This window comes from Cohnella sp. GCM10020058, from assembly GCF_042683485.1.
Lineage (GTDB): Bacteria > Bacillota > Bacilli > Paenibacillales > Paenibacillaceae > Cohnella.
In genome coordinates this window covers 674,805-693,253 of sequence record NZ_JBHUJV010000017.1, presented here as the reverse complement: position 1 = coordinate 693,253, position 18,449 = coordinate 674,805, and the positions used below count along the sequence as shown (strand labels likewise).

16 protein-coding genes are annotated in these 18,449 nt (G+C 52.7%); 2 read left to right on the top strand and 14 right to left on the bottom strand.

The window, feature by feature from the left end; translation table 11 throughout:
- Nucleotides 1-37: 37 nt before the first annotated feature.
- On the bottom strand, nucleotides 38-1,198 hold the full coding sequence (locus ACFSR7_RS30430; RefSeq protein WP_378168114.1) for an outer membrane protein assembly factor BamB family protein: 1,161 nt from the start codon (nucleotides 1,196-1,198) through the stop codon (nucleotides 38-40).
- A 210-nt stretch (nucleotides 1,199-1,408) separates the two neighbouring features.
- Nucleotides 1,409-2,110, bottom strand: coding sequence for a HEAT repeat domain-containing protein (locus ACFSR7_RS30425; RefSeq protein ID WP_378168113.1), 702 nt, complete (start codon nucleotides 2,108-2,110; stop codon nucleotides 1,409-1,411).
- A gap of 128 nt (nucleotides 2,111-2,238) precedes the next feature.
- Here ACFSR7_RS30425 and ACFSR7_RS30420 point away from each other — a divergent pair, with 128 nt between their 5' ends.
- Nucleotides 2,239-2,823 carry a TetR/AcrR family transcriptional regulator gene (locus ACFSR7_RS30420; protein WP_378168112.1) on the top strand — a complete coding sequence of 195 codons (585 nt, stop codon included), beginning with the start codon at nucleotides 2,239-2,241 and terminating at the stop codon, nucleotides 2,821-2,823.
- Nucleotides 2,824-2,830: 7 nt separating this feature from the next.
- Nucleotides 2,831-3,577 carry a type I methionyl aminopeptidase gene (gene map / locus ACFSR7_RS30415; protein WP_378168111.1) on the top strand — a complete coding sequence of 249 codons (747 nt, stop codon included), beginning with the start codon at nucleotides 2,831-2,833 and terminating at the stop codon, nucleotides 3,575-3,577.
- 9 nt (nucleotides 3,578-3,586) lie between these two features.
- Here the strand turns inward: map and ppsA are convergent, their stop codons facing one another.
- The 12 genes from ppsA to ACFSR7_RS30360 form a co-directional block, all read right to left on the bottom strand.
- Nucleotides 3,587-6,181 (bottom strand): phosphoenolpyruvate synthase, encoded by a 2,595-nt coding sequence (gene ppsA / locus ACFSR7_RS30410; RefSeq protein ID WP_378168110.1) that lies wholly within the window; start codon nucleotides 6,179-6,181, stop codon nucleotides 3,587-3,589.
- 623 nt (nucleotides 6,182-6,804) lie between these two features.
- Nucleotides 6,805-6,942, bottom strand: coding sequence for a DUF7660 family protein (locus ACFSR7_RS36510; RefSeq protein WP_483862655.1), 138 nt, complete (start codon nucleotides 6,940-6,942; stop codon nucleotides 6,805-6,807).
- Between the two features lie 108 nt (nucleotides 6,943-7,050).
- Complete coding sequence (locus ACFSR7_RS30405) at nucleotides 7,051-7,641, bottom strand: YcxB family protein (RefSeq protein ID WP_378168109.1); 591 nt, start codon at nucleotides 7,639-7,641, stop codon at nucleotides 7,051-7,053.
- A gap of 528 nt (nucleotides 7,642-8,169) precedes the next feature.
- Nucleotides 8,170-9,345 (bottom strand): staphylopine family metallophore export MFS transporter CntE, encoded by a 1,176-nt coding sequence (gene cntE / locus ACFSR7_RS30400; RefSeq protein ID WP_378168108.1) that lies wholly within the window; start codon nucleotides 9,343-9,345, stop codon nucleotides 8,170-8,172.
- On the bottom strand, nucleotides 9,342-10,448 hold the full coding sequence (locus ACFSR7_RS30395; protein ID WP_378168107.1) for a PLP-dependent cysteine synthase family protein: 1,107 nt from the start codon (nucleotides 10,446-10,448) through the stop codon (nucleotides 9,342-9,344). Before ACFSR7_RS30395 ends, cntE begins: the two co-directional genes overlap by 4 nt.
- A 24-nt stretch (nucleotides 10,449-10,472) precedes the next feature.
- The gene (nikE, locus tag ACFSR7_RS30390) at nucleotides 10,473-12,059 is read right to left on the bottom strand and encodes a nickel ABC transporter ATP-binding protein NikE (RefSeq protein WP_378168220.1); all 1,587 of its coding nucleotides are present in this window, start codon (nucleotides 12,057-12,059) and stop codon (nucleotides 10,473-10,475) included.
- Between the two features lie 33 nt (nucleotides 12,060-12,092).
- On the bottom strand, nucleotides 12,093-12,926 hold the full coding sequence (locus ACFSR7_RS30385) for an ABC transporter permease (protein WP_378168106.1): 834 nt from the start codon (nucleotides 12,924-12,926) through the stop codon (nucleotides 12,093-12,095).
- Nucleotides 12,919-13,884 carry an ABC transporter permease gene (locus ACFSR7_RS30380; RefSeq protein ID WP_378168105.1) on the bottom strand — a complete coding sequence of 322 codons (966 nt, stop codon included), beginning with the start codon at nucleotides 13,882-13,884 and terminating at the stop codon, nucleotides 12,919-12,921. Before ACFSR7_RS30380 ends, ACFSR7_RS30385 begins: the two co-directional genes overlap by 8 nt.
- Before the next feature lie 8 nt (nucleotides 13,885-13,892).
- A complete protein-coding gene (locus ACFSR7_RS30375) occupies nucleotides 13,893-15,320 on the bottom strand; it encodes an ABC transporter substrate-binding protein (RefSeq protein ID WP_378168104.1) in 1,428 nt (475 codons plus the stop codon).
- 214 nt (nucleotides 15,321-15,534) lie between these two features.
- Nucleotides 15,535-16,332 (bottom strand): class I SAM-dependent methyltransferase, encoded by a 798-nt coding sequence (locus ACFSR7_RS30370; RefSeq protein ID WP_378168103.1) that lies wholly within the window; start codon nucleotides 16,330-16,332, stop codon nucleotides 15,535-15,537.
- Entirely contained in the window at nucleotides 16,322-17,167 is an 846-nt protein-coding gene (locus ACFSR7_RS30365) for a Rossmann-like domain-containing protein (protein WP_378168102.1), read from the bottom strand. The genes ACFSR7_RS30370 and ACFSR7_RS30365 overlap by 11 nt, the downstream gene beginning before the upstream one ends.
- Entirely contained in the window at nucleotides 17,164-18,222 is a 1,059-nt protein-coding gene (locus tag ACFSR7_RS30360) for an ATP-grasp domain-containing protein (RefSeq protein ID WP_378168101.1), read from the bottom strand. The genes ACFSR7_RS30365 and ACFSR7_RS30360 overlap by 4 nt, the downstream gene beginning before the upstream one ends.
- Nucleotides 18,223-18,449 lie beyond the last annotated feature (227 nt).

The following is an 18,449-nucleotide window of genomic DNA, read 5'->3' as shown; positions in this document are numbered from 1 at the left end:
AATGTAAAAAAGAGCCCGTTCGGGCTCTTTTCTTGCGTTACTCGCCCAATGCTTTGGCCAACACGTCCCCGTGAAACAGAGCGATGAAAAGCAGACCATCATGAAGATATATACCGCTGGCGTCGTCAGACAACGCCAGTAATTCTCTGCTTTCCCCGGTGCCGGAATCAAGCTCGAGGAGCGTTTTGTCCGCGGCTACATAAAGTTTGCCGTTACTGGCCGCTAAGTTCGATAGATGCCAGTCCGTCAGGTATTGGTCAAAGGATACCGTCCATTTTAGTTCGCCTGTTTTGGCGTCAAGGGCATGGACGGCGTTTGAAGTCGTTGTATAGACGGTGTCTCCATCTAACAGCGGATAAGAAGTTACTTTATCCGTGCGGGTTTCCCATAGAAGACTTCCGCTTTTCCGGTCGATACCGTAGACGTTGCCGTCCCAACTGCCGATGATGACAAGGTTAGCGTAAAATACAGGCTTCGTATTTAAGAGCTCCGCGATTTGATTGTCCGGATTATTCCAATCATTGCTCGCTAAAAGCGTAGGTGTCTGCCACTTCATCTTTCCGCTCGAAGCGTCGGCCGCAATCAATATGCCGTTGTTTCCGTAAACATAGATTACGCCGTCCTTTTCTGTAATCTCTGATCGTATGCCCAGATCATCTTGCTTGGCGGACCAAATTTCGTCTCCCGTTTTCGGATCGAGAGCGAGGATGCTCCCATCATCGATGCCTGCAATCAGCTTATCGTCGTAGCGAAGCGGCGCTGCCGTCGTCCACTGGCCGATCTGCTTCTGCCACAGCTTACCGCCGTCGACTTTATTGTAGGCTCGGATGCTGTAACTTCCGCTAACAAACAGGGCATTATCGTCAGCGCTTATGCCGTTCGCGTTGTCGGCCATTTCAATGCCCTCAACAGTCGTAGAGATCGGATCGGTAGACCACAATTTTTTCTTTGCAGCGATATCGACAGCTGTTACGCTGCCGTCTATGTCTCCCATGTAGAGGACGTTGCCTTCCGCGTACGGCTGAAAGTCCCCGCTGATGAGCTCGCCTAAATGGTACCCGAATGCGTAGCCCGGCGCCTCGAAAAAACCGGCCTCCTTTTGTTCTCCTTTCGTTTCTGTCGAGTCAGGCTGTTTCTCCGAACACCCCGCTGCTAGAAGCGACAATGCCACCAAGGAGAGTAAGACCCCTTTTTTCAACGATTTCTCCGCCCTTCTTTAGCCTTATAAGCACGAAGTAATATCATATCTTAGCGTCCTCCTCTGGTAAAGCGTTTGGTTGCAACGTTACCGTGCTTGATAAGTAAAAGTTCATGAGATCAACCATTGACAGAATAATGCATCGCATAATTGAGAAAAAGCCGCGAGTTTTCGCGACTCTTAATGGGATATTTCTGCAATATGGGTCCATTACGGACGCATGTTCATCCCTGCCAACGCGCGCGCAGCGGCGTTCTTGGCATTGCTCACGCCGTTTCTCGCCAATTCGCGCAAGGGTTCCTCTGCAGCCGTAAAATGCTCTTCGCCTAAACGTTCGCAGGCCCTTTCCTGTACGTACATATCTTCATCCTCCAGCAATACAAGCAGTTGCGCCAGATCAGCCTTGGGTGTCAGACCTACGATTGCAAAGGCCGTCTGGCAGCGGATGTCCTCGTCATCCTCTTGCTTCCATAATGGCCACAGCTGCTCCACCGTTTCTCTGTCCCCTTCAAGTTGCTCTCCCGGACTGTCTTCCGGAGTCGGATAATCGAAGGTCCAGTCGCGCCACTCCCCTTCCGGATCGGCATCCATCCGTTCCAGCAGCGAGATAACGTTGCGCCAGCGAGGCGTTAAGTCCGTCTCCTCATGGGACATCACGCAAATTTTCCCGTCAAGCGGACCGCTCCGATAGATCGCTATGTAATCGCCTCCGCTATTTTCCCAAAGCGGCAAAAGGTCTCGATAGACCGGGATGGACGCAATCGCCTCCAGCAGTTGACCTTGCTCCTGTACCGACATCCACCGCATCTCGTATTCCGTTCCAAGCTGTTTTTCTGCATGCCGCTCCAGTGCGTCCAGCTCCGGCTCAGGCAACTGGATGCCGATCGACGACAGCCATTCTTTCATTTCCATGATTGCTCCCCCTTGTCCTTTAAATATATTAAACCAAAATAATCAAGCAAATTGCATTTATCCGCCCAATGCGCTACTATTTTTATATCGACAAATTTGCAGGTCTAAATAAGGAGGGAGCCACGCCCATGTGCCCGCGTACCAAGGAACAAAATGAGCGCATTCGCATGCAGCGCAGAGAACAGATCCTGGATGTCGCAGCGCGCGCCTACTTCCGCACGGGCGGCAGCTTTGACGTTCGCGACGTCGCGCGCGAGGCTGAGCTCGGATACGGCACGGTATACCATTATTATCCGAACCGTCATATGTTGATTGAGGATTTGCTGGACAGCGGCTTCGAGCGCTGCGAGCAGTCGCTGGCGGAATGGCTGGACGTTCGTGTCGACAGTTCCGACGGAAGTCAGTTGTTGGCGTATTGCGAGGCGCTGCTCCGGCTGTGGCAGGCGGACGCCCGCGCCTATCTCGTCTATAAAATGGCGTCGGAGCACTTTGCAGGCTTAGCCGAGAAGGACCGGAATCCCGCCAAGAGACGATTCAGGGAGCAACTGTACAATCCGTTGCAAGCGATCGCCCGGCGTGATGACGACAGCATTGACCACATGCTTGCCGTACTGGTCGGCTGCAGCGGATTGCACTACTATGCGGGAAATTCAGAGCTGGATGTCGATCGTATCGCCCGGCTCGCCATGCAAGCTATTACAAAGGAGTCCTGATCAGACCATGATTATCTTAAAGAGCAAGCATGAAATCGAAGCGATCCGCAAAGCCTGCCAAGTGGTGGCCGAATGCCATCGTGCGATCGCCCCGCTTATTCAACCGGGCATTACGACAAACGAGATTGAGCGTTTATTCGAGGAAATCATCTTGAAACACGGCGCCAAGCCATATACGAAGGGGTACAAAGGCTATCAATATACGACTTGCGCCTCCGTCAACGACGTGATCGCACATGGATTTCCAAGCGACAAGCCGCTTGAGGAAGGCGATATCGTGACGATCGACACGGTGGCTGAGCTAGATGGCTGGCTTGGCGACTCGGCCTGGACCTATGCAGTCGGCAAGATCTCCAAGGCAGCCGACAAGCTGATGCGCGTCACGAAGGAATGTCTCGACCTCGGCATCGAGCTGGCACAGCCCGGCAATCGGCTCGGCGATATGACGAGCGCGATCCAGCAGCATGCCGAGTCCAATGGCTTTGGCGTCGTGCGCGATCTTCTTGCCCATGGCATCGGCCGCGACCTGCACGAGGATCCGAACTATCCGCATGTCGGCAAGCCCGGCAAAGGGCCTCGCATCAAGGAAGGCATGGTGTTCACCATCGAACCCATGATTACAGAAGGCACCTACCGCATGACAATCGACGAGGACGGCTGGACCGCACGGACGCTGGATCGCAAGCTCGCCGCCCAATACGAGCATACGATTGCCATTACGGCCGAAGGCCCGCAGATTTTGACTGCGCAATAAGGCAACGACTCACAAAATTTCAATATACCCTTCTGTTCCGTTCACGCGAATTCGCTGCCCGTCTTTGATCAGTCTGGTTGCATTTTCCACGCCGACAACGGCGGGCAAGCCATATTCGCGCGCGATTACGGCGCCGTGGGTCATCAGTCCGCCCACCTCGGTCACCAGTCCTTTTACGGATATGAATAACGGTGTCCAGCCAGGGTCCGTAAAGGCGGTAACGAGTATATCCCCGTCCTCCAGATTGGCATTTTCCATGTTGAAGAGGACACGCGCCCTTCCTTCTATTACACCCGTTGAAACAGGCAGGCCTAAAAGGGCGTGAGTCGGCATATTTTCTCGTTTGTACGCGCCTGTTATGATTTCGCCTTCTGACGTGATGACGCGTGGGGGCGTTAATTTTTCAAAAAGTGAATAGTCTTCTTTCCGTTGGTCGATGATCCGTCGATCCAATCGGTTTGCGCGTACGACTTCGCGAAGCTCATCGAACGCGAGGTAGTAGACATCATCTTTGGCATTCAAAACGCCCGCTTGAACGAGTCTGTCCGCTTCTTTTAAAATGGCTTGCTTGTATACGAAAAAGCGACTCACCATGCCGTATTTAGGGTATTCCCTGTAACCGATATAATTTCGGATGAGGTCGATTTTTTGCTTCGTTTCTTCAGCTTTTTGTTCGCCGTCCGGAAGTTGTCTCAATCGATCTAATAGTTCTCTTTCCTTTTCCAGCGCTTCCTGGAGACCTTGCTCGAATTTTCGTTTGCCGGCATTCGGCTGGAAGTTTTTGAGGTGTGCAACGATCATTGGGACAAGGTTGTGCGGGTTTTCGCTCCAACGCGTTCGCGTGATATCGATTTCGCCGGGACAGCGCATGCCGTATTTGTCGAGGTAATCGCGGATGGCTTTCCTGGCTTCCTTACCTCCATTGAACCGGACCACTTCCTCCAGAAAGTCATCCCCTTCCGTATGCCGCAAATAGTCAATGACTTCCGGATAAGGGCGAATCGTATCCGCGACATCCAGCAGCGCCAGGCCCATTTCCGAAGTAATATTGTGCGGTACCGATTGAGAGAGCGTATCTGCCGCGTTTTTCTCGCCCAACCATGCATTCATGCGTTCATTGATCCATGCTGAAGCGTTCATCGCAGTCATAAACACAGCCGTGCTCTGCGGATCGAACAAGATTTTCTTTAATTGCTGGATGTCCTCCAGAATAAATTCGAATAAAGCCGGTCCGGTTTTCGTTTGGATGTTTTGTTTGAGCGCTTCGATCGATGCTTGGCTGCGTTTGATCAAATCGGAAACGACAGCCGGATCGTTGTTTAACGGTGCCGGTTGATTTGAATGGCTTTTGTTGGGAGTCGAAGCTAATGGGGCTTGGGAGGACAATTTAATAAAGTCCCGTTCGATTATCGTTTTGACCGCACCCGTTATCAGGGGATCGGAGTCCAGCATTTTTAACAAGGCTTCCCGGCCGGCAGTTGTATTCAGCCTGGGCGCAATATCGACAAACAATCTCCCGCCGGCTTTGCGCATAGGTGCGGGCGTAATCAGCAGGTAAAAAGACAAACCCAAAGGCTTCATGGGATCTGTCATCATCTGTTGATGGCCGACGGACAGATAGACGTGATTTTCTTCATCGTTCGCTTCGGGGATCGGGAATAAAGTCGTAATCGGACGACTCTGGACGATATAAAAAGTATCGTCAGCCAGACACCATTCGATATCCTGCGGGCATTCAAAGTGAGCTTCGATCTGTCTGCCGATGCGTGCTAACCGTAAAACTTGCTGCTCGGTGAGGGTTGGAGACATCCGCTGTTCAGAAGCGATCGGCTTCTTTTCCGTTCCACCCTCTTTTGTCCCGTAGATCGCCCCATTTTTATTTGCTATCCGCTTCTCGACGATTTCCTCTTCCCTCACTTTATAACAATCCGGCGTTACCAGACCGGAGACCAACGCTTCTCCGAGTCCAAAACCGGCATCGATGGACAGCAATTTTCGGTTGGAAGTCAAAGGATCTGCGGTAAATAAAATACCCGAAGCCTGAGGGGAAATCATCCTTTGAACGATAACGGACAAGTACACTTGCTTATGATCGTATCCATGCTGCATACGGTAAATAACCGCGCGCTCCGTGAACAAGGAAGCCCAGCATTTTCTGATATGCTGTAAAATCGACGCTTGGCCCACGATATTTAAATAAGTATCCTGCTGGCCCGCAAAAGAAGCATGCGGCAAATCCTCGGCGGTCGCGCTGGAACGCACAGCATAAGCATGTCCTTCGCCATATTGGGACAGATAGGTTGCTACCGCTTGCTTAACTTCGGCGGGGATTTCTGCTTCCAGAATAGTCTGGCGGATCGATCTGCCGATTTCGCCGACTTGCTCCTGATCTTTTACTGTAAGCGTCGATAGTCGCTCCAACAATTTGTGGTAGGTTTCATTCTGTGCGAGGGCGGATTGATAACCAAAAGTAGTTACGCAAAATCCTTCAGGAACTCGAATACCTTGAATTTTAGTTAGTTCTGCTAAGTTCATTCCTTTTCCGCCGACAAGCCTAAGTTGCGTGTTATCCATCTCGTGAAAATCGAGCGCCCAATTATTCATGCAACTTCTCTCCTCTACTCCACTTGGATTAAGAAAACATTTGACAAAAGCTGAACGGAAAGTTACAATTGAATTATAAAATGTTCTATTTATGCGAATTTTAGAAAAAATAGTTGCGTTCCCATTTTAACATCATCTCCTTCTAATCGCAATTTAAAGAACCTGGAGCAGTTTTCCAGGTTCTTTTTTGCTGGATCGGCAAATACAAATTGTGCTGCAAATTGTGACGGGTAAGCGCACTTTCGAAAAAACCTGCATATTTACATGTATTTTCTGCCAATCAACGACACGAGATAAAAAACCTGCAAATATACAGTTAATTGCAAAACGCAAGCCGAAAATCAAGCTGATGTAGGAAAATAAATGTATATTTGCATCTTTTTTGTCCAAAAGGGGGCAACCCTGCGTAAAAAGATGTATATTTGCAGGCATTACGGAAAAAACGCGGGCGTCAATAGCCACACCCATCAGAAAGGCTCGCCGACGCCCCTTAACAGGCAATTTGTAGAAATCAAGTCTCGGATAACCTCCAATTCTATCTCAAGCCATGCTTTTATGAGTTAATTACTCGAATGATTTACCGGCCTTACTAAGGGTACCGCTTATTCCTATTGTTTGGATGCCTATAATACATCAGTAAAATTTTTCCATGATGGGTGCTCTGGAAGTGGCTGATCTGTGTTTTTGTTGTAAGCGTCCATTGTTTTAATCCATGATTCCATTGCCTCGAGGTAACTTTCTAATGTAGGAACACCTTTAATAATCCGTTAAAATATTTTTTTAAAAATAAATACTATTTACTCCCCATGGAAGCCGTTTCTATTGCCGTGATTTCAGGATTTCCGTTCTTGACAAGCCCTACATAACTCCTATCCACCGTGCTTCGCCAAATAAAATTGCACGATGGCCACCGTAACAAGAAAAATAACCACGTAGATCGCGATTTTAACCAGCAGCTTGGATTTCCCCCTTGCGCGGCTTTTGGGTGTCGTAAACTTCATGACCATCGCACCAATCCCGTCTTTCCCCACCAAGTATCGCTGCGGAATCAGATGTCCGGCATTGCTGGCGATGAAGAGATAGATTCCCTTTTTATTCACGATTACTTTCTGCACATCCGGCCATAGCACCTTGGAGGTTGAGGATTCGGATGCCATTTGAAATCCTTCCGGCGTAAATTCATAAACCTTCTTTTCCTGCAAAAACTTGTTCTGATAGCTTCGGACGGCACTTCGGTACAGAGTTATGGGAAACAATGCGCTGAAGAGGACAAAGAACAGACTAAAAGCATAAGATCCGAACGGTTTTCCCTGAGAAATTTGAAAAATGGTATAGGCAAGGAACAGGACGCCCATAAAGGAAATGATCCAAATGCCCCCGTTTCGCTTCATGTACGAAAAATTAAAATCTACGACATCGCGACTCGTAAGCTGCATTTCGATTTTTTCGTACTCTTCCATCTAAACGCTCCTCGATTAAAATAGTAGAAGCCCAATTGGTACATTTAGGAATGCCCAAAGAGGTAATTTTTCGACATTTCTCTAGAAATAACCTTTAAATCCTTCCATTTTTCTCAAGAAAATTTATTACTATGGCTTAACCGACAGGTGTTCCTACGCGGAGATCGACCATCGTCCGCGTCATTCTTTCGCCGAAAATATGCCTGCAAATATACATCTATTTTTGCAAAATTCGGCTAACTCGAACAAGAAAGCTGCAAATATACAGTTATTTTCTTCTATCTGCTCGATTTATGGCTTGCGCTCTTAATTTACCTGCATATTTGCATGCATTCTTTTCCAAGCCGTGAATCGGTAGAAAATGCATGTACAAGTGCAGGTATTTCCATTCGCCGAACATCGCCGAATATCGCGAAACGTTCGCCAAGCGCAAGCACGCCGGACGCGCTCGCCTGTCCACGAATCGTCGCCGCTAACAAAAAAAGCCCGCGATTCACGCGGGTTTCACACAAATGTTGCTCGATGTAACTACGATCTTCTTCGGTTTAACAAAACGATACCGGTCGCGAGAGCCGCTAGTCCGGCGCTCACCGCATACATAAAGCTGTATGAAAATCGGTCAGCCAGCGGTCCCATCGCAACGCCGCCCATCGCAACGCCAAGATCGGCCGCTGCGATGAACCACCCGATCATGATATTGCGAGATGCGCTTGGCAACACAAAGGTCAAATAGGACATCAGCGTCGGATACAACAGCGCTTGCGCGATTCCGATCCACACAGCCGCGGTATAAAACAGAACCGGCCCCCCTGATCGCGAGAACGACAACATCAAGGTCCCCGCTGCGGCGAACAAACAGACTGCGCCGATAAACCGAATGTGCCACCTGCCGTCGGAAGGAATCCGTTTTCTATAAACCAGCCGACAGACAACGATGACCGAAGCCTGGACCATCAAATACAAGCCGGCATGCCCGTATGAAACTTGCTTGGCATACAAGGGAATAAACGTGGCGACTGTCCCGAACACGACCGAAACGGCAAGCATCAGCACGCTGCAGACAAGCAGCGGTCGCTGCCCGGGTATTTGGCTTAATGCGCCGGACAAGCCTTTTTGCTTTAACTGTTCTCCTTCTTGCGGATGAATCCGCTGCATAGGCACGCTGTAGCCAAACCATCCAGTGACCAATGCGATCGCAACGGTAACGACCGTAAAGGCGTGCATGCCTCCCCAATCCCAGATCCCGATGGCCAGAAGCGGACCGGCAACGGTCGGCATATACGTAAACAAGGAATATAGCGACACGCCTTGCGCGCGCTGGTCCTCCGGCAAGGCATCGATGATCCCCGTTTGGAGCGCCATGGAAAAAAAGGCGGTGCATATGCCCTGCATGATGCGGGCGAAAATAAAGCCCTCCAGACCTACAAATGAATACAAAACAAGAGCCAGACCGTTCACAATCAGCAAAATTCGAAGCACGATAACGGGTCCATGCCGCTGTATCAAGTGCCCTGCCCAAGGGCGGAACAGCATACAAGCGAACATATACGCGCCCATAATAACGCCCACATGGCTATTGCTCGCCCCAAGCGACGCGCTTCGCAAAGGGATAATGACGCCAAGAACGGCATTCGCGCTGAAGAACAACAAAGCAAGCGCATAAAGGCGTAAAAATGGCGCGGTCAGCGCTGTGTTTCCCGTCATCTCAACAGCCTTGTCTCCGCGTTCATATTCAGCGTGGTCTCCGGCACGTCCAGGCTCCGAATCAAATCCGGTCGATAATTGGCCTCGTCTGCCGGATGCAGGCTCCATGGCCGCAGCTGCCGTGCCATCTCACGAATCGTATTCATGTCCGAGACGGTCGAAAACCCTTGCTGCCCCATCCACTCGTCATTAAATAACGTCTGTATGTAACGTTCTCCTCCGTCAGATACCATGCACACTACCCGCTCCCCCGGATCAAGCTCCTGAGCGATCTTAAGCGCGACCAATGCGCAAGCCCCGCTCGACGGCCCCATCAGAATGCCTTCATGCCGAGCAAAAGCCCGAGCGGCGAGAAAAGCCTGCTCATCCGTTATTTTATAAGCGCAGTCGATATCCGCTAGATTCAGGTTGACCGGCGTCCAGCTAAGACCGATGCCCGGAATGCGGTACGACTCCGCCCGTCCGCCAAAAACGGTAGAGCCCGCCGCATCCACGCCGATGACTTGCACCTCGGGAGCAAAAGATTTCAAATAGCTGGAGATGCCGCCCAATTGACCGCCGGTACTGACCGCTGTTATGAAAGCCGCTATTTTACCGCAGCATTCATCCATAATCTCTCGGGCCGTGTGATAGAAGTGCGCCTCGCCGTTCAGTAGATTAAAGCACTGATCGGGACGGTAGGCGTGCTCGATCTCCTTCGCCAGCTTGTTCGCGAGCGAGATTCTCGTCTTGTGGTAGCTGCCGGAATCGTCCTGCTCGGTGACAACGATGACTTCGGCCCCGAAGCCCTTTATTAGCGCTAAATTGGCGTTCGTCGTTTTGGGGTCTGCCAGAATAATGACACGGTAGCCTTTAGCCGCACCGATCATCGCAAGCGAGATACCGAAATTCCCGCTGGAAGACTCAATAATCGTCCCCCCAGGCTTGAGCCATCCCCGTCGCTCGGCTTCCTGAACGATATACAGCGCGGGGCGGTCCTTGATACTTCCCCCGGGATTAAACCGTTCGTATTTGAACAGTACTTGCCCTTCATCCGCTCTATTCGTATTAGGAATGGAAATTAGCGGCGTGTTGCCGATCGTATCCAATATACTTGCGATCATATTGCATCCTCCTCGTCGCTGTCATTATTCCAGGCCACTCTCCATATCGGCGGCGCATCGAAGCAGTAATTGCGTATAGGGCTGCTTGCTTTCCTCGAGGCGCGAACGGGCCTGCAGCACCTCGCAGAAGCTTCCCTTGTCCATGACGGCAATGCGATGGCAGAAGGACCGGAGTACGCGGATGTCATGTGAAATCATTAAAATAGCGAAGCCGTACCGTTGTTGAAGTCGCCGGAGGAGTGCCAAAATTTGCGCTTGCACGTTCATATCCAGGGCGGACACCGCTTCGTCGCAAATGAGCGCTTCAGGTTGCACGATGAGCGCCCGTGCGATCGCGATTCGCTGGCACTGGCCCGTGCTTAATTGCGGCGGTCTCCGGCTCTGTATTTCTCCTGACAAGCCTACTTCGTCAAGATAAAGCTTGGCCATGCTTTCTCTTGCTTGCTTGTCCCCGATTCGCTGGTACCGAAGCGGTTCCTGCGCAAGTTCAAGGGCGGTACGCGACGGATTTAGACTTGCTCTGGCATCCTGGAAAACAAGCTGAATGTACTTGCACGTGGCGCGTCTCGATTTTCCCCGTAAGCCGCTAATCTCGTCGCCGCGAAACAAGATGCGCCCCCGGCTTGGCAGCTCCAAGCCGGCAATGCACTTGGCCAAGGTCGATTTTCCGCAGCCGCTTTGCCCTAAAATACCTAAAATCTCCGATCGGTGCAGGATCAGATCGACCGCTTGGAGCACGCGCTTTTTCCGATTGAAAATTTTCTCGAGCCCAACGATTTCTAGCAAAGACGCTTGAGGCTGGGACTGATCGCAAGTCCGTTTGGTTTTAGAAATCTGCGTGCGGGAGTCAAGCAAAGTGCGCGTATAATCGGACTTCGGCTTGTCGAGCACAGACCGGGTATCCCCTTCTTCGGTCACGACGCCTTGATTCAACACTATGACGCGATCGCCAATCGCATTCGCCGCAGCGAGATCGTGGGTGATCAACAATACCGTTAAACCAAGCTCCGCCTGCATGCTTTTTAATAAATCGAGCATCTTCTTCTGGCTGACGGTATCGAGCGCGGAAGTCGGCTCATCCGCAATCAGTACGGCCGGCTTCAGACATAGCGCCAATGCCAGACAGATCCGCTGACACATCCCGCCGCTCAGCTGAAATGGATAGCGCTCCAGGATGTCCAGCGGATCGGAGAAATTTAACGACCTTAATAACCTCGCGCTCACGTCCAGCACCTCGTCTGCCGAGGCCAGGCGATGAAAGAGCAAGCTTTCGCGAAAATGCGCTTTGATCTTGAGCATCGGGTTGAGCGCCTGCTGCGCGTCCTGATGAAGCATCGCGATCTCTCTTCCGCGAATCAGCTCCCATGGCGCCTGCGTAATGGGCAGAGCGTCGACGGTGCGAGTTCCCACCGCTATCGTTCCACCGCCGATCCTCGCAGAAGATGGCAGCATTCCCGTCAAAGCTTTGGCAATCGTCGATTTCCCGGAACCGCTCTCTCCGAGAAGCGCAACGACTTCTCCTTTTCCGAGCGCAAACGAGACGCTGTTTACGACATTGACGATTCGTCCGCTTTGCGGATATCCGACTTGCAGATCGTGAATTCGCAGCACCGGCTTAAACGTTCTATTCAACCTCCGCGCCTCCTACAAGACCGTTTTTTCATAGGGATCCAGACGGTCCCGCAGCCCTTCACCGATTAGGTTAAAGGCCAGCACCGTCAGTACGATAAAAATGGCGGGACCTAGCAGGATGTGCGGCGCTTGCAGGAAATGGTCGCGACCGTCTGCCAGCATACTGCCCCATTCGGGTGTCGGCGGCTGGGCGCCCAGCCCCAAAAAAGAAAGCGCCGCGATGGACAGAATCAAGCTGCCAAGCTCGAACGTCGCCAGGATCAATACCGGGCTGATCGCAGCGGGAAGGAGCTGCCGCCACATCAGAGACCCGTCCGATGCGCCAAGCACCTTGGCCGCCGCGTACGAGACGTTGCTTTTGATATGCAACACAACGCTTCGCGTCACGCGGGCAAAGGATACCCACCACACCGAGACGACTGCGACGAGCAAATGAAATAGGCTCGTGCCGAACAACGCTGCAATGATCATGGCCAGCACCATAAACGGAAAGGCCAGCAGCACGTCGATCAGTCGCATGAACATCGTATCGAGAAGCGAACCGCGATAGATGCCGGCCAGCAGACCGACGATCAGGCCGATGACGAGCGCGGCGCTTAGCGCGGCGATGGAGGCGATCAGCGTATTTTTACCGCCGTACAGCGTGCGGGACAGGACGTCCCGGCCGAAGCGATCTTGACCGAGCGGATGATCAAAGCTGGGCTTCTCTAAACGTTCGGCGACATGTTGCTGCAATGGATCGTACGGAGAGAGCCACGGCGCAGCCGCAATCGCGAGCGCAAGCATTCCGAGCATCACGACGCCGACGGTCAGACCGATCGGATTTTTCATTTTCAGATTAATCACCCGCTTCCTCCGCTCCTTCCCGGTGGATTCGAGGGTCTATGCGTCCATAGACGACATCCACAAGCAGATTGATCCAGATCACGATAGCAACCATGATCAACGCGTAGCCTTGAATAACCGGATAATCCTTCAATAAAATGCTGTCAAGCGCATACTTGCCGATGCCCGGCCAGGAAAAAATGCTTTCGATCACCGCGGCGCCGCTGACGAGCGTCGTTAACGAGAGCGCAAGTACGGTAACAAGGGGCAGGAGCGCATTTCGCAAAGCATGCCTGAGGATGCGCTTGCGATCGAGTCCTCTCGATCGCACAGCTAGCACATACGTCTGACCGAGCTCGGTCAACAGATTCGCTCGGAGGATGCGGATGAATGGCGGCGCCCCCATCAGGCCCAGCGTGACAGCCGGAAGCCATACTCTCGCCAGACTCGCTTCGCTGCTAATTTCGTATGCATGGAGCTTCACGGCAAACAAGGAGAGAAGGACCAGCGCAATGACGAACACCGGCGTGGACGATAATCCGACGCAGGCAAGCCGGATCGCGCTGTCGTGCATCTTCCCCGCCTTGAGCGCCGAGACCGTTCCGAAGAACAGTCCCAGGACAATTTGAATGGCCAATGCGCCTATCGATAGAACTGCCGTCGCAGGCAATCGATGCGCGATCTCCAATCCGACGGGTCTTCCCGTCAGAATGGACGTCCCCAGATCCAATTGCAGCAAACGCGTTAGCCAGGCGGCATACTGCATGAACAGATTCCGATCCAGGCCGAGCTGCGAACGCACTTCGGCGACGCGTTGATCATAGTCGTCCGTATTGCGCATCGCGACTTCGGCGCCATAGCCCAGCATCGATTTGACCGGATCTCCGGGCGCAAGGCGTATGAGCACGAAAAGGATCAGCGTCGCGCAAAACAACGTCACGATCGCGCCAAGCAGCTTTCGCATAAACAGGCTAGCCATACCGCGAGCTATTTCGCGGCCAACGTCAGGTTGGCGTTCACGACATTTTCAAACTGCCGGAAGTGGGCTTCGAAGCCTTGAAGCAAAGGGCTGATCGCTGTAATCTGAGGGCGCGGGTACAGGCTGATGACGGGTGCCTGCTGCGCGACCCGCTCATTGATCTTGCGGGCCAGCTCGTGACGCGCGCCGTCGTCGGACGCTTTCTCAAGCGCCGCCAGCCATTCATTTGTTTGCGCGTCGTCGTAACCGCCGAAGTTCGCACTCCCTGTCGGGGCATACTGGCCCGACAACAAGGCGAACGCTTCGCCGAAGGTGCTCCAGGCTTCGATCGAAGAATCCCAATCGCCGGACTCCCGTGCCGTCTCGATCAGGCTGTAATCTCCGTACTTCACCTCGGTCTTCACGCCGATGTTCGTCCATTGATTTTGAAGGGCTTCGCCGAGCGCCTTGTCGCCGCCCCAGGTCATCAGACGCAGCGTGAGCGGCTTGCCGTCCTTGTATCGAATGCCGCCTGCGCCAAGGGTCCAGCCTGCCTCATCCAACAGCTTGGCCGCTTGGTCCGGATCGAACCGGCTATATACCGCGTTGCGATCTTCCGCAAATGCAGGATTGGAGCTTAGCCAGGTCGTCACCGGGAAGCTCTGGCCCTCGGCCGCGAGCGTGACCAGCTCCTCCCGGTTTACCGCCCAGGACAACGCCTGCCTCACCTTGACGTCGGCAAGCTGAGGCTGCTTCATGTTCAGGTAAACGGTTTGCGTATTGGCCGCCGGCGTAGCCGACAAGGCAGCTTCTGCGTTGTTTTTAAACTGCGACAGGCTCGTTACCGGGATGTTGAGAACGACTTGGCTGCGTCCGCTGAGGCTCGTTAGCACCCGCGTTTGTTCGTCCTTCATTTCCTCAAACACGATGCGTCGGATGGCTGGTTTTGCTCTCCAGTAGCTTTCGTTCAGCTCCAACACCATCTTTTGCTTCGGTACGTAGTCGACGAATCTATACATGCCCGACAGGTCCATCGTGGCGACCGCATCCTGCTTCGCTTCCGCATTATGGATCAGCGTCTGATAGTAAGACAGATTGAGCGGCACGGGCAGATGCTCGCGCGTCGTTTTAACCCGAATCGTCAGATCGTCTGACTTGCTGAACGTTAATTCCTTTAAATAAGGCAGTGCCTGCAAATCGAGCGCCTTCGATCGTTCCAATGAAGCGATCACCGCATCGGCGTCTATTTTTTTGCCGCTCCAGAAGCGCGGCTCCGGCCTAAGATGGATCTCCCATGTCGTGGCGTCGATTTCCTTGGCGCTTTTCGCAAGCTCGGGTTCCACCTCGCCTGCGGCATCCACTTTAAACAGCGCCTCGCCGGCTCCGATCAGACGCAGATAGCTCGAAGTAAGCGGTTTAACCGGATCCAGGCTGGCCGCAATTTCTTGGGCTACCACAATCAGCTCCTGATTGTTTTCTTCTACGGCGGCGTCCTGCGTTCTTGTCTGATCTGGGGTTGAACTGGCTTGACTCGACGCGTTCTCCGCTTGGTTTGCAGCGTTACCACAGCCTGTAATTGTAAATATTACGATTATTAAAAATGCGAAAAGGCTCTTTTTCATGCGATCCCCCACCCTGCTCTACAGCAGTTTAAGTAATATAAATCTTTTGCTATAATGCCTGCGCAATCACTTGCATCCGTCTTCCTTGCAGCGTCTCGCCGAACGCGAGCGGACGTTCCCGTTCGTTCCGATCAATATGAGGAGCGGGCTGATCGAACAGATGCAGCAGCCTGAAGCCGCTCAAGGATAGGTAGAAAGCCAATTCTTGCGGAAACAACAGCCGGTGCCTTAAGCGCTCGATAATCGGCGCCTTTCCCGGTACGGTCCAACGATAGTCCCGCAGCAGCAGTTGGTTGATCTGGTCTATGCTGAACCGGGTGCGAAGCGAGATTGTATTTCCTTCGACGACCGTCTGTTCCGTCAGTTCCTCGCTCAGCCATCGCTGTCCTTCTTGCGTCAGGAAGAACGCGGCATTCCGCATATCCAGGTACAGCAATCCGCCGGTATGGAGATGCTGCCTGAAACATTGCAGGCATGCGCGCACTTCTTCATTCGTGAAGTTGTACAAAAAAGTGCTGCCTACGCAATACAAGGCGTCAAACTGCCGCTGCAGCGAAAAGCCGGTCTGATTGCCGTAAACAAATGTCGATCCCGGATGATGCGCGCCGGCCCAAGCGAGCATTTCTTCCGAGTTATCGAGCCCGACCGCTTCGTAACCGGCTTGATTCAGATAAGCGACCTCGCGGCCCGGTCCGCAGCCAATGTCCAGCACCGTTTTGCCGGCATTGAATTCGTCCAGGATCGTATGTATGAAGCGCGCCATGCGCTGGTCGTTCTCCCCGTTAAACGCCAGGTAGAGCGAAGGATTCGTATGCAGAAAGTTGTCCGCCCCCTGTTTAACTTTCATCCGCCCTCTCCTCTCCCTCGCTTAAGTAGCAATAGAGCGTCGACGGACCTGCGTTAAATTGCGTGAACGGGAACGGCTCGGCTACCAAGGCTGTAACGCCGTTATCAATAAATGGCGCAATAACTGCACTTCCCGTTTGCGCGTAGACGGTGAGCGGGATTTGTCTTTCTCTGGCACGCGCCAGGACACGATCGAACGTCCCGTTGCCGAGCGTCATGGCCGTGCAAATCACATGGTCCGCGCGGTCGAGCACCTTCTCCATATCCTTCTCGACAGCTTCTCCCTGCTGCGTGATGTCCAACTGCAGATCGCAGGGCAGGCAAATGCCGCCGCGCGTTTGGATCGCTTCGATTAACGGATTGACGACCCCGATAAGCGCTACGCTCTGTTTGGGCTGGATGCCGGCCATTTGCGCAATCAGCGCATCGCGTTGCCTGGCTTTCTGGATCGGCGTTCCGGTCTGAATCTCTACCGTCTTGCTGCAATGCTCTGAATGGGGGCGCACGACGCCGAGGTAAGCATCCATAGCCGCCACTTTTACCGGAGTACGCGGGTCTCGCAGCACGACATCGAGGGATAGCCCGGATAGCTGCCCTGCGATCTCGATGTCTAACTGATCTGCCGTGTAGGAGCAAGCGCCAAAGTAAGCCTCCGAACGGAGCAGCAAATAGTAATTGTGATATTTGATGCCGGAGGATGGAAACTGCGTCGTTTGATAAATGGCAGACGCACCTGTGACCGGCAAAGTTTCCGGCGAGGGGCCCCATTCTCCGTTCAAAATGGAATTCCGCAAAGCCGCCGCGCTGCATGGCGGATGGAAAGGCGCTTGCTTCATACGCTGGCTCCATCAATTTTATAGTTTAACCTCAGCCTTTCTAAAGCCGCTTCCGCAAACGCCCTCGCGTTCAGTGCTTCCTTGTCCTCGACAATGACATGACCCAAGTAGCATGCGTTATCGATCGGGGCCTCTATGACTTTGCCTGCGCAATCCTCGATCTTGTAGCGCATGACATGTGCGTCCGCTTCCAGCGCTTCGATTCCCTCGATTTGCGCGATCGTGCCGCCTGCCGGAGGAACGAGAAACATGACCGCCGCGCTGGCTGCTCCTTTTTCCGAAAACGCGATGTTCGGTTCTAATCCCAGGGATAGCTCAACGAAAGACTGCAGCATGTCAACGCCCGTCACGCGTGCGATAAGCTCCACGATATAATTGCCGGCCGTTCTCGGGTTCATTTCGACGATTCGAGGCCCTTTTGCGGTCAGTTTGACTTCGGTATGGGCGATGCCGTGATCAAAGTCAACGGCCTCTAGTGCGCTTCTCACAAATTGCGTTACTGCTTTTTGCTGCTCATCGGACAGCTTGGCCGGGAACATATGGGCGTTTTCGATGAAATAAGGCTTGCCGGTCACAGACTTATCGGTTATGCCTAATATTTTCGTTTCACCGTCGTACGAGATGCTTTCAACGCTTACTTCATCGCCATCCATATAAACTTCAAGTAGGTAGGTGCGCTCCCGCTGCTGCTCTCTGAAGTTGAGCGGAAATGCCTCGAGGGCTTTGAATGCCGCCTGCAGCTCTTCTCGATTTTGAACGAGACTGACAAAGGCGCTGGACGCCAAGTCGACCGGCTTTAGCACAAGCGGATAACCGATAGCTGCCGCCGCTTCTTCCGCTTCCTCCCAATCGTTGGCGAGACGATAAGCCGGATTATCCAGTCCGGCGCGGTCCAGTGCCTGGCGCATGAGATGTTTCTGCCGAACCGTTTTTACATGAGACGGAAATGGGCAAGGGAGTTGAAAAAAGGCGGCCACCTCTTTCACCGTTTCAATGTAGTAGTCGCATACCGTAATGACGCCGTCAAAACGATATGGCTGCAAAAAGGCAAGCAAACTCGGAACGTCGTTCGTCTCGGCAACAAGCAATTGGTCAGCGTATCGGATGACCGGATGTTTCTCCGTACTGAGCGCAGGCTGATAATGCTCGGGTTTACGCGTCACGAAGGTATACGTATGCCCCAGCGATTTTAGAAGCGGCGGCAACAGGTTGCCGCTTGCGCCTACCCAGCTCTCGATCATAAGCAAATGTGCCATTGAATCCTCCTACACTTTTATTTAAT

Coding starts and splice junctions, on each gene's coding strand:
- map (WP_378168111.1), top strand. CDS start 2,831: ATGATTATCTTAAAGAGCAAGCATGAAATCGAAGCGATCCGCAAAGCC.
- cntE (WP_378168108.1), bottom strand. CDS start 9,345: ATGACGGGAAACACAGCGCTGACCGCGCCATTTTTACGCCTTTATGCG.
- ACFSR7_RS30370 (WP_378168103.1), bottom strand. CDS start 16,332: ATGAAAGTTAAACAGGGGGCGGACAACTTTCTGCATACGAATCCTTCG.
- ACFSR7_RS30405 (WP_378168109.1), bottom strand. CDS start 7,641: ATGGAAGAGTACGAAAAAATCGAAATGCAGCTTACGAGTCGCGATGTC.
- ACFSR7_RS30395 (WP_378168107.1), bottom strand. CDS start 10,448: ATGATCGCAAGTATATTGGATACGATCGGCAACACGCCGCTAATTTCC.
- ACFSR7_RS30380 (WP_378168105.1), bottom strand. CDS start 13,884: ATGGCTAGCCTGTTTATGCGAAAGCTGCTTGGCGCGATCGTGACGTTG.
- ACFSR7_RS30365 (WP_378168102.1), bottom strand. CDS start 17,167: ATGAAGCAAGCGCCTTTCCATCCGCCATGCAGCGCGGCGGCTTTGCGG.
- ACFSR7_RS30420 (WP_378168112.1), top strand. CDS start 2,239: ATGTGCCCGCGTACCAAGGAACAAAATGAGCGCATTCGCATGCAGCGC.
- ACFSR7_RS30425 (WP_378168113.1), bottom strand. CDS start 2,110: ATGGAAATGAAAGAATGGCTGTCGTCGATCGGCATCCAGTTGCCTGAG.
- ppsA (WP_378168110.1), bottom strand. CDS start 6,181: ATGAATAATTGGGCGCTCGATTTTCACGAGATGGATAACACGCAACTT.